The 15948-nt window shown below is 63.4% G+C and carries 12 protein-coding genes and 1 pseudogene; 6 read left to right on the forward strand and 7 right to left on the reverse strand.

The window, feature by feature from the left end:
• Positions 1-19 precede the first annotated feature (19 nt).
• Positions 20-514 carry a YbjN domain-containing protein gene (locus tag HMPREF2656_RS10940; RefSeq protein WP_070816777.1) on the forward strand — a complete coding sequence of 165 codons (495 nt, stop codon included), beginning with the start codon at positions 20-22 and terminating at the stop codon, positions 512-514.
• A 3-nt stretch (positions 515-517) separates the two neighbouring features.
• Entirely contained in the window at positions 518-964 is a 447-nt protein-coding gene (locus tag HMPREF2656_RS10945; protein WP_070816778.1) for a hypothetical protein, read from the forward strand.
• 31 nt (positions 965-995) lie between these two features.
• Here the strand turns inward: HMPREF2656_RS10945 and leuD are convergent, their stop codons facing one another.
• Together leuD and leuC are read right to left on the reverse strand one after the other, a co-directional pair.
• Positions 996-1589 carry a 3-isopropylmalate dehydratase small subunit gene (gene leuD / locus HMPREF2656_RS10950; protein ID WP_070422955.1) on the reverse strand — a complete coding sequence of 198 codons (594 nt, stop codon included), beginning with the start codon at positions 1587-1589 and terminating at the stop codon, positions 996-998.
• A 12-nt stretch (positions 1590-1601) separates the two neighbouring features.
• Positions 1602-3023, reverse strand: coding sequence for a 3-isopropylmalate dehydratase large subunit (gene leuC / locus HMPREF2656_RS10955; RefSeq protein ID WP_070816779.1), 1422 nt, complete (start codon positions 3021-3023; stop codon positions 1602-1604).
• Positions 3024-3083: 60 nt separating this feature from the next.
• On the opposite strand from leuC, the gene HMPREF2656_RS10960 reads away from it, so the two are divergent.
• Positions 3084-3770 carry an IclR family transcriptional regulator gene (locus HMPREF2656_RS10960; RefSeq protein ID WP_070450053.1) on the forward strand — a complete coding sequence of 229 codons (687 nt, stop codon included), beginning with the start codon at positions 3084-3086 and terminating at the stop codon, positions 3768-3770.
• A gap of 74 nt (positions 3771-3844) precedes the next feature.
• Here the strand turns inward: HMPREF2656_RS10960 and HMPREF2656_RS10965 are convergent.
• Positions 3845-4201 (reverse strand): annotated as a pseudogene (locus HMPREF2656_RS10965) (diaminopimelate decarboxylase); the annotation flags it as partial.
• A 151-nt stretch (positions 4202-4352) separates the two neighbouring features.
• Between HMPREF2656_RS10965 and HMPREF2656_RS10970 the strand changes: the two are divergent.
• Both HMPREF2656_RS10970 and HMPREF2656_RS10975 read left to right on the forward strand, forming a co-directional pair.
• Positions 4353-6944 carry a YhgE/Pip domain-containing protein gene (locus HMPREF2656_RS10970; protein WP_168167569.1) on the forward strand — a complete coding sequence of 864 codons (2592 nt, stop codon included), beginning with the start codon at positions 4353-4355 and terminating at the stop codon, positions 6942-6944.
• Complete coding sequence (locus HMPREF2656_RS10975) at positions 6941-9130, forward strand: YhgE/Pip domain-containing protein (RefSeq protein WP_070816780.1); 2190 nt, start codon at positions 6941-6943, stop codon at positions 9128-9130. The genes HMPREF2656_RS10970 and HMPREF2656_RS10975 overlap by 4 nt, the downstream gene beginning before the upstream one ends.
• 85 nt (positions 9131-9215) lie before the next feature.
• Here HMPREF2656_RS10975 and HMPREF2656_RS10980 read toward each other — a convergent pair whose 3' ends face one another.
• Positions 9216-10910 carry an alkaline phosphatase D family protein gene (locus HMPREF2656_RS10980; protein WP_070816781.1) on the reverse strand — a complete coding sequence of 565 codons (1695 nt, stop codon included), beginning with the start codon at positions 10908-10910 and terminating at the stop codon, positions 9216-9218.
• A gap of 136 nt (positions 10911-11046) precedes the next feature.
• Between HMPREF2656_RS10980 and HMPREF2656_RS10985 the strand changes: the two genes are divergently transcribed.
• Entirely contained in the window at positions 11047-12825 is a 1779-nt protein-coding gene (locus HMPREF2656_RS10985; protein WP_141761082.1) for a fibronectin type III domain-containing protein, read from the forward strand.
• Positions 12826-12828: 3 nt separating this feature from the next.
• Here the strand turns inward: HMPREF2656_RS10985 and HMPREF2656_RS10990 are convergent, their stop codons facing one another.
• The 3 genes from HMPREF2656_RS10990 to HMPREF2656_RS11000 all read right to left on the reverse strand — a co-directional run bounded on the left by HMPREF2656_RS10990 (position 12829) and on the right by HMPREF2656_RS11000 (position 15855).
• Positions 12829-14253, reverse strand: a complete 1425-nt coding sequence (locus HMPREF2656_RS10990) for an FAD/NAD(P)-binding protein (RefSeq protein ID WP_070816783.1) — start codon at positions 14251-14253, stop codon at positions 12829-12831.
• Positions 14254-14373: 120 nt separating this feature from the next.
• Positions 14374-14952, reverse strand: coding sequence for an HD domain-containing protein (locus HMPREF2656_RS10995; protein WP_070450069.1), 579 nt, complete (start codon positions 14950-14952; stop codon positions 14374-14376).
• Positions 14953-15033: 81 nt separating this feature from the next.
• Entirely contained in the window at positions 15034-15855 is an 822-nt protein-coding gene (locus HMPREF2656_RS11000; RefSeq protein WP_070450072.1) for a PhzF family phenazine biosynthesis protein, read from the reverse strand.
• Positions 15856-15948: the final 93 nt, after the last annotated feature.

A 15948-nucleotide genomic window follows, 5' to 3' on the forward strand; every position in this document is an offset into this window, starting at 1 on the left:
ACGACGAAAGGCCCACACCATGGCAGCTCCTACCGCCATTTCCCAAGACCGCATCGCGGACACCCTGAAATCAATGGGGGTGCAGTACTTCCGAGAAGACAGCGGCGAGGTTCGCACCGCATTTCCCAGCCTGATGGTGTTCTTCGAGGTAGCCGAGGGTGGTTTCAAGGCCACCGCACGCTGGCTCGGCATCATTCAGGGCGACGATATTGAGACGCTGCGTCTGCGCTGCAACGAGATCAACCGGACGATGCCCCTCGTGCGCGTACACCCGGTACGTCGTGAGGACGATGCCGTCGTGCTGATCGACGCACCGTTCTTCTCCAACGAAGGCTTCACCGACGAGCAGGTGCGTGCAATGTTGGACTACCACTTCTCCGCAATCCATCACGTGGTGAACCTGCTGCGCGAGGCCTTGCCAGATACCAGCGAGCTCTTGTCGACGAGCGGCCCGAAAACCTTCACCACCGAAGCAAACACCGAAGCCAACGCCGAAGCTAACCAGGAGGACTAGGACATGACTTCTGCAACCAGCAACCTCAGCATCGACCGTGTCATCGCCTTGTTTGACAAGGAAGGCTGGAAGTACGAAAAGGCACCGCTTGGCCCTGCGCTGCGCACCGGGTTTTCCGGTATCGGGCTGGAGATCAACATGATCGAGCCGAATCTCAACGTGCTGACCACCGTCGCTGTGGATTCGGTGAAGGCCGAGCAGTTCAACGAGGTGCTCGGGTGGGTGGAGCGCTACAACATTGAGAAGGCTTACCCCACCGTGACCGCGGTGAAGGACGAACAGCGCGGCATCACCGCGCTTGCCGTGACCTACTCTCTGCCGGGTTACTGGGAGCGCAGCGACCAGCAGTTTTCCGACGAGATCAAGACCGGTATCCAGGGCGTCGTTGTCGCTGCGCGTGAGTTCCTGGAAGCGTTCGCCCCGGGCGTCGTCGACCAGTTGGGCAAATAACCAGCCCGAGGGCGCTATCGCCGTCCGGGGCCTAACCCGCGACGGACGGCTTGAACGCTGGACGGGTTGCTTCGAATCGTTCGATAGCGGGCTCGTCGCGAAGCGTCAGCCCAATATCGTCGAGGCCTTCCATGAGCCGCCAGCGGGTGTAATCGTCGATCTCGAAGGTAAAGGTGTTGCCACCGACGGTGACGGTGCAGTCTTCAAGCGAGACGATCGCCTCATCACCAGGGTGCTGCTCGAGGTGCTTCCAGATCAGCTCGATATCGGAGTGGCTCATGATGCCTGCGAGCAGGCCAGCTTTGCCGGCATTTCCGCGGAAGATATCCGCGAATCGGGGGCTGAACACGGCGCGGAAGCCGTAGTCCATGAGCGCCCAGACGGCATGTTCACGCGAGGAGCCGGTGCCAAAGTCCTCGCCGGCAAATAGCACGGAGCCGTCTTTGAACGCGTCCTGATTGAGGACGAATGTGGCTTCGTTTTCACGCCAGTTAGAAAATAGGCCGTCCTCGAAACCAGTGCGGGTCACGCGCTTAAGGTAGCGCGCGGGGATGATCTGGTCGGTGTCGACGTTGGTGCGGGTCAGCGGAACGCCGACGCCGGTGTGAGTGGTGAACTTTTCCATGATCGGGCTCCTTTACAGATCTGCCGGGCTTGCGAGGTGGCCGGTCACCGCAGTTGCTGCTGCAACCAGCGGGGATACGAGGTGGGTACGGCCACCCGGGCCTTGGCGGCCCTCGAAATTGCGGTTGCTTGTGGAGGCACTGCGCTCCCCCGGTCGCAACTGGTCTGGGTTCATGCCGAGGCACATGGAGCAGCCCGCGGTGCGCCATTCTGCGCCGAACTCTGTGAAGATCGCGTCGAGGCCTTCTTCTTCGGCCTGCTGCTTCACAAGTGTGGAGCTCGGTACGACGAGCATGCGTGTACCTTCGGCGATGCGGCGGCCCTTGACAACGTCGGCGGCTGCACGCAGATCCTCGATGCGCGCGTTGGTGCAGGAGCCGAGGAAGACCGTATCGATGGTGATGTCGCGCAGCGGCATGCCCGGGGTCAAGCCCATGTATTCGATGGCCTTCGCAGCAGATGCCTTCGTGTTGTCGCCGGTGAAGTCCTCCGGGTCGGGAACGTTTTCGCCGAGCGGCAGACCTTGGCCTGGGTTGGTACCCCAGGTGACAAACGGTGTCAGTGCTGCACCGTCGATTTCCACGACGGTATCGAACTTTGCGCCTTCATCGGTCGGCAGCGTCTTCCAATACTCCACGGCTGCATCCCAGTCCTCGCCCTTCGGCGCGTACTCGCGGCCCTCGACGTAGTCGAACGTGGTCTGGTCCGGCGCGACCATACCGGCTCGCGCGCCTGCCTCGATAGACATGTTGCACAACGTCATGCGTGCTTCCATGGACATTTTCTCGATGGCCTCGCCGCGGTACTCGATAATGTGGCCCTGGCCGCCGCCGGTGCCGATCTTGGCGATGATCGCCAAGATCAGGTCCTTGGCCGTCACGCCGTCCTGTAGCTCGCCGGTGACCTCGATGGCCATGGTCTTGAAGGGTTTCAGCGGCAGGGTCTGGGTGGCCATGACGTGCTCCACCTCAGAGGTGCCGATGCCCATGGCAATCGAGCCGAACGCGCCGTGCGTCGAGGTGTGCGAGTCGCCGCAGACAATGGTCATTCCGGGCTGCGTAATGCCCAGCTGCGGGCCGACGGTGTGCACGATGCCCTGCTGGATATCGCCCATCGGGTGCAGCTTCACACCAAACTCGGCGCAGTTGTCGCGCAGGGTGGCTACCTGGGTGCGCGAGGTAGGCTCGGTGATCTCGATGAGGTCACCGCTGGTAATACCCGTGGTGGGCACGTTGTGGTCCTCCGTTGCCAAATGCAACTCGGGGTGGCGCATGGTGCGTCCGTTCATCCGCAGACCGTCAAACGCCTGCGGCGAGGTCACTTCGTGCAGGAGCTGGAAATCGATGAAGATGAGGTCAGGCTCGCTGTTTTCCCCCTTCGTTACCACGTGGTCGCGCCACACTTTCTCCGCTAATGTCAACGGTGGCTGAGTCATCCGGTCCTCCTTCATACGGGCTCCCAACATCCCACACTATGAGATGCTAGGATTCGAACTGTGAGACAGTATAACGAAGGTTCCGGGATTAAAGTCCTCGACCGCGCAGTTGCCATCACACGCTCGGTTGGTGCGGGTGATAAAACACTCGCAGAACTTAGCGACGACACCGGCCTGCCACGCGCAACCGCCCACCGCATTGCCACTGCGCTGGAACTGCACCATGTGCTTTCCCGCAACGAACACGGCGAATGGACACTCGGCCCAGCACTGACCGGTCTTGCCACGGGGCTTCCCTCCGCGCTGCTTCCGGCAGCCGCGCCGGTTATGCGAGACCTGGTTGCACAGACCGGGGAATCCGCACAGCTTTACCAACTGACGGGATCGACCCGCACCTGCATCGCTGCCGAAGAACCGGAAAGCGGACTCCACAACGTAGTGCCGGTTGGCTCCAGGCTCACACTATCGGCCGGTTCTGCCGCCCGCGTGTTTGCTGCCCACTGCCCGATCGACTCCCCGTTTGATGCAGCGGACCTCGAACAGGTACGCAAGGTCGGCTACGCCGAGTCTGTCTCCGAGCGCGAGGTTGGCCTGGCGAGCGTGTCCACCCCGGTGTTCCAGCCCGACGGCACCTTAGTCGCGGTCCTGTCTGTGTCGGGTCCCGCCGAGCGCTTGAAGCCCTCCCCCGGCGCAACATGCGGCGAGGCGCTCAAGAACGCCACCGCTCGGCTGAGCGCCGAGCTCTAGCCGAGCTCCGGCCCGGCACTGGGGGCGCCAACGGGCGTCAGCGAACGTCGATGTCGTCCAAGCGCCTCGCGGGCCACACCGCGGGGGAAGCGGATCTTCCGCCGCAGGATCAGTTCGTCCTCGATGCAGTAGGCGCCGACCAAGAACGCCTCGATCTCCTCACTCGGCGGGGTCCGCTTGACCAGGTAGGGGTCGATGAGGAAGTTATCCGAGGTCGTGCGGCACCGGGTGCGGTTCATGGCTAGGCCCACCAGGGGCACGCCGTCGGAACGCGTCTTGGTGAAGGCGACTTCGGCAAGGGTTAGCCCGCAGCCGTCGACAAGCGAGCGCCCCGGCTCAAGATACAGACGCAACCCGCGCTCGCGCAGCGCTTCTGCGACGCCGCCGGAGAGTACCTCGGTGAGCCACGCGCCGCGCGTCGGCTCCTGCCAGTCCCGGGCCGAGCACGCCGCGCTCGAGGGCGTCGGCGACGAGGGCGCGGGCTGTGCGGTCCTTGGCGCTACCGCCGGGGTTGAAGGACTCGAGTTTGGCCCAGACCCGGGGTGTTTCCCCCAACGCTCCATTCGAGGGTACGCTCGCCACGTGAGCAAGAGCGGGCAGATTCTTGGACGGGACATTCGTCGCCTGCTGCGCGTTCCCCGGGCCTTCATCATCATCGTCGGCGTGCTCATCACCCCCGCGCTCTACGCGTGGTTCAACATCAACGCCTTCTGGGACCCCTACGCCCACACCCAGAACATCCGCATCGCGGTGGTCAACAACGACCGCGGCGCCTCCGCCGAGCGCGTCGGCGAGGTCGACGTCGGCGAGCAGATCACCGAGCAGCTCAAGGCCAACGACAAGATCGGGTGGGTGTTTCTCCCCGAGGACGAGGCACGCGACGGTCTCATGCGCGGCGACTACTACGCCATGTTCCTCATCCCTCCCGAGTTCAGCGAGGACCTGCTGAGCCTCGTCAGCGGCACCTACACGCAGCCGGTGTTGGAGTACTACGTCAACGAGAAGAGCAACGGCGTCACCCCCTCGATTACCGACGCCGGCGCCTCCGCCGTCGACACGGCCGTGTCCGAGGCCTTCAAGAAGAAGGTCGGCGAGGCCGCGGCGACCGAGCTGCGCAACAAGGGGTTCGCGGCGCGCGATGACGCCGAGGAGGCCCGAGGCAAAGCCTCCGGGAGCTTCGGCCAGATCGCCGCCGACCTCGACGCCGCCCAGGGGCGGGTGGCCACGATGAAGCAGAGCATCAGCGGTGCGCGCCCGGTTGTCGCCGAGCTGAACACCCTCGTCGGCTCCGTCGACGACACCCTCCGGTCCGTGGACTCCTCTCTCGGCGAGGCCGAGGGGATCATCGCCGAGCTGCAGAAGTCCTCCGCCGGTTTCAGCGCCGACACATCGACCGCGCTCGTCGAGTCCACCAACGCGCTCAGCCTCGGCGCCGCCTCCGCCAACGCCTCCATCGCGGAGGCGACGGGCCAGCTCGGCACCGCCCAGGGGCGGGTGCGCTCCGCCGTCGGCGAGGTCGACGGCGTGGTCAAGCAGGGCGAATCCGCCGCCGCGCAGCTGCGCGCCATGTCGGCCGGGGCGGCCCTATCGCCTGAGGTCCGCGCTCAGCTCGACGCCGCGGCTAGCGCGCTGGAGGAGCGTACCGCCGCCTCCCACGCCGTCCTCGACGGCCTGAACAACGTGGACCGCAGCGCGAGCGCCGCGCTGGCGTCGATAGGCGAGCTCGGCGATTCCCTCGAGGCCACGGCCGCCGACTCCAACGCCGCAGCGCGCGACGCGAGCACGCAGCTCGGCGAGTCCGTGCCCGCGATCAACGCCTCGCTCGCGCAGGCCTCCGGCAGCGTCGCCTCCGTGCGCGGCGCGCTGAGCAGCCAGCGTGCCCTGCGCGAGGAAACGACCTCCCTGCTCGCCGGGGTGGACAACCAGCTCGCGGCCAGCCTCGGCATCCTCGACGAGGTCTCGGGCAACCTCGGCACGCTTGCCGACGGCGCCCGCGCCGCCCAGTCCGACATCAACGCCCTCCTGGCCACCTCCGACTCGGAGGCCCTCAACACTGTCACGAACCTCAACTCCGCGAAGATCGGCGAGTACATCTCCTCGCCCGTCACCGTCGAGCAGCAGGCCGTCTTCCCCTCGGAGAACTACGGCAGCTCCATGGCCTCCTTCTTCACCAACCTGGCCCTGTGGATCGGCGCGTTCGTGCTGACGATCATCTTCCGCGTCGAGGTCGACACCGAGGGCTTCCGCCGCCTCACCGTCGGCCAGGCCTACCTCGGTCGCTTCCTCCTCTTCGCCACGCTCTCGGTGCTCCAGGCCGTCGTGGTGACGCTCGGCAACGTGGCCTTCGGGGTGCAGATGCAGTCCGTCACGGCCTTTCTCGTCACCGCAATCGCCATCGGGGTTGCCTACACGGGGATCATCTACTCCATCGTCTCCGCGCTCGGCCACATTGGCCGCGGCATCGCCGTCTTCCTCGTCGTCATCCAGATCCCGGGCGCGTCGGGCCTCTACCCCATCGAGCTCATGCCCGACTTCTTCCGCCGCATCTACCCCTTCCTCCCCTTCCGCTACGGCATCGACGCGATGCGCGAGACCGTCGCCGGGTTCTACGGCCACCACTACCTCCGCTTCATGGCGGCGCTTCTCGCCATGTCCGCCGCGGCCTTCGCCCTGGGGTGGCTGTTCCGACTCACCTCCTCGCACGCCAACCTCCTGTTCAACCGCCAGCTCGCGCGCACGAACCTGATCACCAACGAGAAGGTGGAGGTCATGGGCTCGCCCTACCGCGCGTCCGACATCATGGCCGCCCTGTCGGACCGGGATGAGTTCCGCGGTGGCGTCGAGAAGCGGGCGCGGATGCTGCGGGAGAACTACCGCACCCTCATCTTCGGCGGGATCGTCGCGGGCATTGTCGGCATCGCCATCATCACCCTGCTCACCATGCTCCTGCCCACCGACAAGACGATCATGCTGGCCATCGTCGTCGCCTGGTCGCTGCTGGTCGTCCTCTACCTCGGCGCGGTGGAGTACTTCACGCAGAGCCTCGTCGACGCCGAACAGGTCTCGCGCCTCGGCGAGGCCGAGCTGCGCGACGCCGTAATCCACCGCCACGACTCCGCCGGCACCAGCGTCACCATCGGGCCCGCGGATGCCGAAAGCGAGGACACCAAGTGAGAACCGTCTTCTCCATCGCCTACAACGACCTGCGCCGTCTCTACACCAACGTCATGGCGGGCATCGTCATGGTCGGCCTCATCGCCATTCCCTGCCTCTTCGCCTGGTTCAACGTGCTGGCCACGTGGAACCCCTTCGCCAACACAGAGCGCCTCGAGGTGGCGGTGGCCAACACCGACCGCGGCCACACGAGCGACCTCACCCCGCTGGCCGTCAACGTCGGCGACATGGTCCTCTCCCAGCTCTACCGCGACGACTCGATGGACTGGGTCATCACCGACGCCGACGATGCCATCGAGGGCGCGAAATCCGGCGAGTACTACGCCGCCATCGTCCTGCCGCCCACGCTGAGCGACGACATGTTCACCTTCTACGCCAGCGACGCCGAACCCAGCCGGATCGACCTCTACATCAACGAGAAGAAGAACCCCATCTCCCCGCTGCTCATCTCCAACGGCACGCAGGGCGTCAGCGCCCAGATCAGCGCGTCGTTCACCAGGGCTCTCTCCGAGGTGTCATTCGGGCTGATCGAGACGGCCTCGGACTTCTTCAACGAGGCGGAGACCAAGCAGGCACTCGGCTCCATCGAGACGCGCACTGCCAGCGCCCGCGACCAGCTGCTCTCCAGCGCCAGCACCGTCGACGCGCTCGCCTCGCTCACCGAGTCGAGCGTGCCGCTCGTCGACAGCGCCGAGCGGATCTCCGGGGCGCTGGGCGACTCTCTCGGGCAGGTCCACCCCGTCGACCTCGGAGCCACCGGGGCGGGCCTCGGCGGAGACGGCGCGGCGCTTGCGGCGGCGCTGGGGGCGACGTCGGAAAGCTTCGCCGCAGTGAGCGACCGCGTCGACCAGCTGATGGCGGACTCCTCCGCCACCTCCCAGGCCACCGCCGCGAACCTGACGGACATCGCCGCGCGCATCGATGTCCAGGTGAAGCAGTACACGGCCCTGCGCGACACCATCAACGACCAAGTCGCCCCGGCGCTTCCCCCCGACGCCCAACCGGCGGTGCGCGCGGTGGTCGGCGACCTCAACGACGCTATCGCCCGCCAGACGGCCGTGCGCGACCGACTCAACGACGCCGCCACGCGCCTCACCGCCGGGCAGGGCAGCCGGGACGGGAAGAACGCGGACCGGCAGGAGATCAAGGACTCGATCGCCCGGGCCCGCGAGGCGATGGACTCGGCCAAGAATTCCTACGACACCGGGATCCGCCCGCGCCTCGAGGCGCTGTCGGGCTCGCTGGACAACGTCCGGGCGAACGTCGACAAGGCCCGCTCGGACATGGACGGCGTCTCCTCTGCCCTGGCCAATCGGCCCGGCTCGCTGCGCGACACCCTCGCAGCCTCCGGTGCGGACCTGCGCGACACGGCGGAATCCCTGCGCGCCAACGCAGCGAGGATGCAGGAGGCGCAGCAGTCGATCGCGCAGGCGCGCTCGAGCGGGGACCTGACGAAACTGGCCGACCTCGTCTCCAGCCACCCGGAGGAGCTCGCCGACGCCCTCGTCGACCCAGTCAAGGTGGAGCGCAAGGAGGTCTTCCCCCGCGTCAGCTTCGGCGCCGGCATGGCCCCGCTTTACACGGTGCTCGCCCTGTGGGTGGGCGCCCTGTTGACGTCGGTGGCCGTGCGCACGGACGATCGCTCCATCGAACAGAACGTGGTCGATCCCGACCGCCTCACCGCGGGCCAGAAGTACTTTGGCCGCTACCTGACGTTCGTGACCACCGGTCTGGCCCAATCCACGCTCCTCATGGCGGGGCTCATCGTCTACGTGGGCATCGAGCCCGCGCACCCCTTCCTCCTCTTCATGGCGGGGTGGGTCTCGAGCCTGGTCTTCCACCTGATCTGCTACACGCTGGTGCTCTCCCTGAGCAACGCCGGCAAGGCCGTGGGCGTGCTCATCCTGGTGCTCCAGGTCTCGGCGGCGGGCGGCGCCTACCCGCTGCAGCTGCTGCCGGGCTGGGCGCAGGCGATCAGCCCCTGGCTGCCCGCGACCTACTCGATCCGCGCTATGCGCGCCGCGGTCTTCGGCACCTACGGCTGGGACTTCTGGCGAGCCCTCGGCAGCCTCGTCCTCTTCGTGCTGCCTTTCCTCTTCCTCGGCCTCTGGCTGCGCCACCGGCTGCACCACGCGATCAGCCGCATGGACGAGGCGGTTGCTCAGACCAAGGTGATGATGTCCTAGCCGCGCCTACAGGTCGATGGTGCCGCGCACGCGCGCGGTCACCAGCCCGCCCACCCAGATGTCGCGGCCGTCGTCGATTAGCAGATTATGCTTCGACGAACCCTTCGCCGATGCGCCACTGGCGCTTCTCGCCCAAGCTGACGGAAGCGTCCGGGTCCTCCACGTCCGAGACCCGGTAGTAGAGCATGTCCACATAGTCATAGTGGATGCTTGCGATGCCGTAGCCATGGGCATCGAAATCGATGTGGTTGACCCAGGGATTGGAATCGCGGATGGTCTTCTCCACCAGCAGCGACGTCGAGTTGTCTTCCGGGTGGTACGTCCCAAACACTGTGGTGAGGATTTCATCCACATTTGGTGCAGAAATTGAGGTTGTCACCATCTCGCAGCCGATCTCACCAAAGCCCGACGGGGAGGCAATCGAGTTCGCCCACTCTGAGTGGATGTCGCCGGTCAGGAACAAGGCGTTCGACTCCTGCTCGTCCAGCATGGTGAGCAGGCGGTCACGCTCGGCCGCATAGCCATCCCACTGATCCGAGTTCACCGCAATACCGGTAGCGCGCTCCCTCATGTAGCCCGTTGCAATATTGGCCTTCTCGTTGTCCTTGATGGTGACAAAGCGCATGGGCGACACCATCACGGAGTTACCCAGCACATCCCAGCGTGCGGTGGACTGTTGGAGTTGTTCTGCCACCCAGGCAAACTGCTCGTCGCCAAGCATTGTGCGCTCATCGTTGGCAAAGTAGTCGCTGGTGGTTTCCTCGTCGCGGAAGGTTCGCAGATCCATCATCGTCAGCTGCGCGAGGTTGCCAAACTGGAAGCTGCGGTAGATGCCTGGAGCCTCAATGAGCGCACTGCGACGTACCGGGAGCCATTCGAAGTACGCCTGCATCGCCACTGCTTCGCGTTGCTTCCACTGCCCTTCAACCCGGCCGTCCGTGTGGTTTTCGGCTCCTTCGCGCCAGCTGTTGTTGGCTGACTCGTGGTCGTCCCACACCACAATCCAAGGGCACGCCGCATGGGCCGCCTGCAGGTTCAAGTCGGTGCGGTAGCGGCCGTAACGTTGGCGGTAATCCTCCAACGTGGTGATTTCCCACTCCGGATGGTGCATCCTGGCCACACCACTTTTGCCTACGTACTCGCCGGTTGGATACTCATAGATGTAATCGCCGAGGAACACCACGTGGTCGATTTCGCCCGCACGCGCGCGCTGAGCCATGTCAGCGTAGGCGCTAAAGAATCCGGACTCCCAGTTCGCACATGATGCGATTGCGAGATTGAGCGTATCCAGGTCAGCGTCTACGGCTGGCGCAGTCAACGTACGCCCCACCGGGGAGAAAGAACCTGCGTGCTCACCCGATTTCACGATGAAACGGTAGAAGTACTCCGTATCTGGATCGAGCCCGTCCGGATCGACGTGCACCGTGTGGTCGGATTCCGCACGCGCAATCGCGCTTCCTGTCTTTGGGTGAGTGAAGTCTTCAGTGGTGTCGATCTGCCATTCCAGCTCGACATCGTCGCCAAGACCTGAGCCTGGCAACGCCTCGCGCGAGGGTGTCACACGGGTCCACAACACCACGCGATCCGGCAACGGGTCTCCCGACGCAACCCCGTGCAAAAATGGCAAGTCCCACTGATCCGCTGGCGTTGGCACCTCAGGAGTTGAGACAGTGCTGCGGCGCGCAGCAACAGCACCGCCAGTACCCAGTGCTACGGCTGCGACAGACGCGGCAACGGTTTGGAGAAATATACGACGATTGACACGGGGTTTCGAGCTCATGACGCCCACTTTCAACCAGCTCACAGGCGCGCGCAACGAGGAAACCGCCAAGTTTCCAAAAGTTCACCCACACTTCACTGAGGTGACGATCCGCTAGTAACCCGCTGTTAAAACAACGTGACTTGTGTGGGTGGACATGACTGTTTCGCTTTCCCGTGCCCCTCGTTCCATTCGTCGCACCGCAATTTCTGCGGCTGTTGTCGTGTCCCTGTTCGGCTCTGCCACGACGGCTGTCGCTGCGGATGCCCCTGAAGGTGCAATCAACACCCGCATCAGCCGCATCGTCCTCGGCATCGGATCCGACGCAACGGAAGCGAACTTGGCCTGGCAGTCGAAGACCAACGAAACACAGTTCCTGGAGTACTGGCCGACTGCTGATCCAGCCAACATCACGCGCGTGGAATCGCCCCGTGGCCCGTACAACTCGGCTGTCTTCTACCCGCACGAAGCGACGATGACCGGCCTCGAGCCTGACACGGAGTACGCCTACCGGGTTGGAAGCGATCGTCGTGGCTATAGCGAGCAGCGCACCTTTACCACCGGCACCGACGGAGATTCCTGGAGCTTCCTCGCCATGGCCGATGCGCAAATCGGTGTAGATACGAAAATCGCCGAGCAGTCCGCCGCATGGAACAAAGCGGTCAATACCGCAACCGGTGAACACCCCGACTCCGCGTTCATCATGCACCTGGGCGACCAGGTTGAGGGCTGGGGTGCCCCGGTCAAGCAGCTTGAGGAGTTCACCGCGCCAGAAAAACTCCAGGAGTACCGCCTTGCCGTACTGAAGGGCAATCACGAGACATACACGCTCGACCGTCACTTCCAGGACACGTACTTCCTGCCCAACGAAGTTGATGACACCGCGAACTACTTCTTCAACTACAACAACGTCTTGTTCATCGGGTTGGACGGCAACCGCGCATCCAAGGCCGACATCGACGTCCACGCGAAGTTTGTCAACGAAACGATCGCCGCACATGGTGCCGACGCTGACTGGGTGATCGTCGGTATCCACCACGCACCGTTCTCCCAAGGTACGCACTACACCGACAAGGATGTCGTCGAACTACGCAACTCCTTGACCCCGAAGTTGTCCGAAGCCGGTGTGGACCTGGTGCTTAGCGGCCACGACCACATTTACACTCGCACGCATCTGATGAACGGTGTCGACCCTGTGATCCCCGCTGGCACATCGAAGTCCGGCGACATTCTTATTCCGGAAAACAACGAGGTTCTCTACGTCACCTCCACCACGGCAACGGGTGGCAAGTACTACGACTTCCAGGACGAAAACGGCACAACCCACCCGAATGTCCGCGAAGAAAATGTTACTGACCTGGCACACAAGTCCACCGCACGCTGGCGCCAAGACTACAACCCGGACTACACCAGCATTGACGTCTCGTCTGAGTCGCTAAAACTGACGACGTACAACATCAACACCCCGTACGTGGTGGATCAGGTCACTCTACTGAAGAAGGACGCCACACAGGAGGACGCCCCGCAGGAAGAAGCCCCGACGACGACTGAAAAACCAAGCGCGACCACGACGAGCGCCGCGAAGCCGACCACGCTCACTTCGGTGTCCACGGTGACGTTGACGGAAACCTCGACGATTACGTCCCCATCTCCCACCGTTGTGGAAACCACCAGGGTTGTCCCCACGACGGTGAAGCAAACCGTCACGCCCACCACAGAGAAATCCGGCGCCGACACCGGGAACACTCCGTCTGAGAACGACGCCAACAACGGCTCTCACGAGACCACTGAAACCGACGCGTCCGGCTCCAGCACGACCGGCATCGTCCTGACGGTGTTGGGCATCCTGTTCGGCCTCATCGCTGCCATTGTTGCAGTGCTGGTCAACCTGACCCCTCAGTTCGTCCAAGACATCCGCCACAAGTACGGGATCTAAGGGCTACTCCGCTGCACGGGCACTGACACGCTCAGCCCACCGATAGATAATGTTCTGTTTATCTCGGCGCAGCGTGTCGTGGCCGAGGACCAACCCCTCGTTCATCCGCCCTGCAGCAGCAAGGTGCTTCTGCCCCACCAATGTGCCGTCTGGGTGGATGTGCAGGGCGCTAGTGTCTGCATAACGCATCCCGACACCACGCTCGACGAGATCCCCAATGAGAGTTCCGTCGACGACTCCGGCAGGTGCGTTCACGGCGTCAATCACGACTGTTGCGCCGACCTCCTTGGCCACTTCGGTCAAATCGTCTTCGCCACGGTTGAAGACGTCGGTGCGGATCCGGTTGTCGTCGATAAGCGCGAGCATCTCCACCGCCGATTCAACAGGTGGGCCGGTAGCAACGCGCCCGAGTGTGCTCATGAAATCGTCGAACTCGGAGCCGCCAAGCGATTCTCGGCCGCCGAAGGACGCGCGCTGGATGAGCGCATCCTCGGTGTCGCGAAACGCCAGCGCCACAGCAAGCGCCGACGTCCATCGTCTCTCCCCTTTTGCAGCAGCGACCGATGTGCGAAGTTCCGTCACTGGATCCCCTGTGAAGTCCTCACCGTTGATCACCGCTTGAATATCCTCACGCGCACCTTCGCCACCGACGATCGCGAGGATGGCTTCTGCTGACTCCGTCAGAATTTCCTTGAGCTCTTCAAGCGACTGGCACTGCAGAATCGCCCGGTCAGCTTCCGCAATAACGGGTTGGGCCTGGCGCGATTGCTCCTCGTCGAGGTAGGCCTTGACCTCCATAAAACGGCCCGATCGGGTCACTGGGTAAAACACTTTCGCCTTTGCGTAGCGCACGACATCGATAAAGGTCAGCGCTGCTCCGCGCACGAGCGCGATGTCATCGGATGTGACCGAATCCAGATTGCTTGCCGGATACGCCGGGGCGATTACACGAAGATCCCCGAGATCCTGATGAGCAAGCGAGCCTGGCCAATCATGCGCGTGCCCTGTCACCATGAGTACTTCGTCGAACTGCTCGCCGTCCACTTCAACGCCATTTCCCACAGGGGTTACGTCCTGTACTCGAGTGATGCGGAAATCAAGCGTGCACTTTGCTGGCAAGTTCGTCCGCAAGGCTTCCCACGAAGCATCCAAGTGCTCGCCTACGCGTCGTCGTGGAGGGAACTGCCCTTCTAACTCGTCGTTTGGATCTAAGGGCCCCAGGTGGGTCTCCACAATGGATTTTGGGGCGTTGAGGATCCACTGCTCCGGAACCGAGGCACCAAACGCTCCTGGTGCTGAAATTTCTTCCATCGGTGTCTCGTTAAACACCGTAAGTTCGATGGCTGCTCCACGCTGCCCCGCACGATCAATGAGCTCTTCTGCAGCCCACAGCCCACGGGGGCCTGCTCCGATGATGGCAACTTTCATTTCCTACGCCCCTTTGCGGAGTACTCGTCGATCGTTGCTGCTGCCCACTCGAAATCGGCACGGCGTATGCCGCGACGCGCGTCGCATTCGCCAAAAGGTACGCCGGACATGTGCCCCACCTTAGGCGGTGCGGGCTTCCAATCGCTCGACTTGGCGACGAAGCTCCGCACCTAACTGATTGCCCGGCAAGCGTTCCTGAACCACATCGCACACTGAGCGGTACCACCACACCTGCCGCTCTACAGGCGAATTGAAGCGTCCCCAGAGGTCATCCCCGATTGTGTCGAGGTCGGCATGAATGGAGAGCAGGTTGTGCAGTTTGTCTGCCGCTGCGATGAAAACACTGCCTTCCTCGGCTTCGCGAAGATGCGCAAGGTATGCGTCGGCGCGCCCCTGCCAGCTGCCGATGCTGTCCTCTTTGGTCACGCCTCGGACGAGCTCGACGACGCGTTCGCCGAAATCCGCAGCCATCTGCTCTGCGCTGTATTCCTCGGGGACATCTTCGAAAATGTCGTGGAATAGTGCACCGATGAGAACGTCCTCGTCGTCGGTGACTTGAGAAACGAAGTGCATCACGCCAAACACGTGCGATACGTAGGGAATGTCGGTGCCTTTGCGCACGTCATTGCGGTGCGCAAATGCGGCGACGTTGATAGCCCGAATGATTCGCGGTGATACAACCGGAATGTGTTCTGCCATGTACGGCTCCTTTCTGTCGGGAAACACGTCCCACTGTAAAGATGCCGCCGACACGAAAGACGGAACATTCGAACACTGCTGCTAATCGACGACAATCTGTCCCCGCACCCGTACCGTCACCGCTCCACCAACCCAGATGTCAGAGCCGTCGTCACTGATGGTCACACGGCCGTCCCGGCCGAGCGCAGTACCTTGGGAGACCGAGTAAGTTGCCGGCACGTCCCCGCGCGATCGCAGCCACTGCGCCATCGCACCGTTCGCGCTACCCGTCACCGGGTCTTCAAACGTCGGAGTAAAAGCGCGTAACACATACGCCGGATCCGTCCCACCCGTGAGAGCGGCGAACGCAACCTTGAGGTCGCTCGATGCCGGTCGTTGTAACGCGAGAAGGGTTTCTACGCTATCCAGCAGTGCCAACCGCCAGCCCGGCCCGTTGTCGCCCCACGCGGCGTCAACGAGCGAACTCTCCCCCACCCCGAACACGTCGCAGATCTCTGCACGTTCGCATGCCGTAAGAGGTGCAGAATTCTTCAGCGGTGGGGTTGCGAACGCGAGCATCGAGTCGCTGATACGCACCTGCACATTGCCAACACCGCACTCTTGGACGACGCCGTCTGAGGCCTTCGGCGTGTTACCCAACTCCAGCCACGCACGCGCCGTGCCCAAGGTCGGGTGCCCTGCGAAGGCGTATTCCTCGGTTGGGGTGAAGATTCGGACCCGGTAGTCGGCCTCGTCGTTAGTAGGTTCGAGCAGAAACGTCGTCTCCGAGAAGTTCGTCCAAGCTGCGATCCGCTGCATCTGCTCAGTGGTCAGATGGTCCGCCCCGCAGATCACCGCGAGAGGGTTTCCCGTGTAGGCACCGGTTGAGAACACGTCGAGTTCGAAGAAACTAAGGGAAGTCACTGAACCTACGCTACCAATGCGAAAACCTCCGACCCGGAATCCGGATCGGAGGTTTTCTCCTTGTACCCCGTACGGGATTTGAACCCGTGTTAC

This window comes from Corynebacterium sp. HMSC034B08, assembly GCF_001835805.1.
In the GTDB taxonomy this organism is placed as follows: Bacteria; Actinomycetota; Actinomycetes; order Mycobacteriales; family Mycobacteriaceae; genus Corynebacterium; species Corynebacterium coyleae.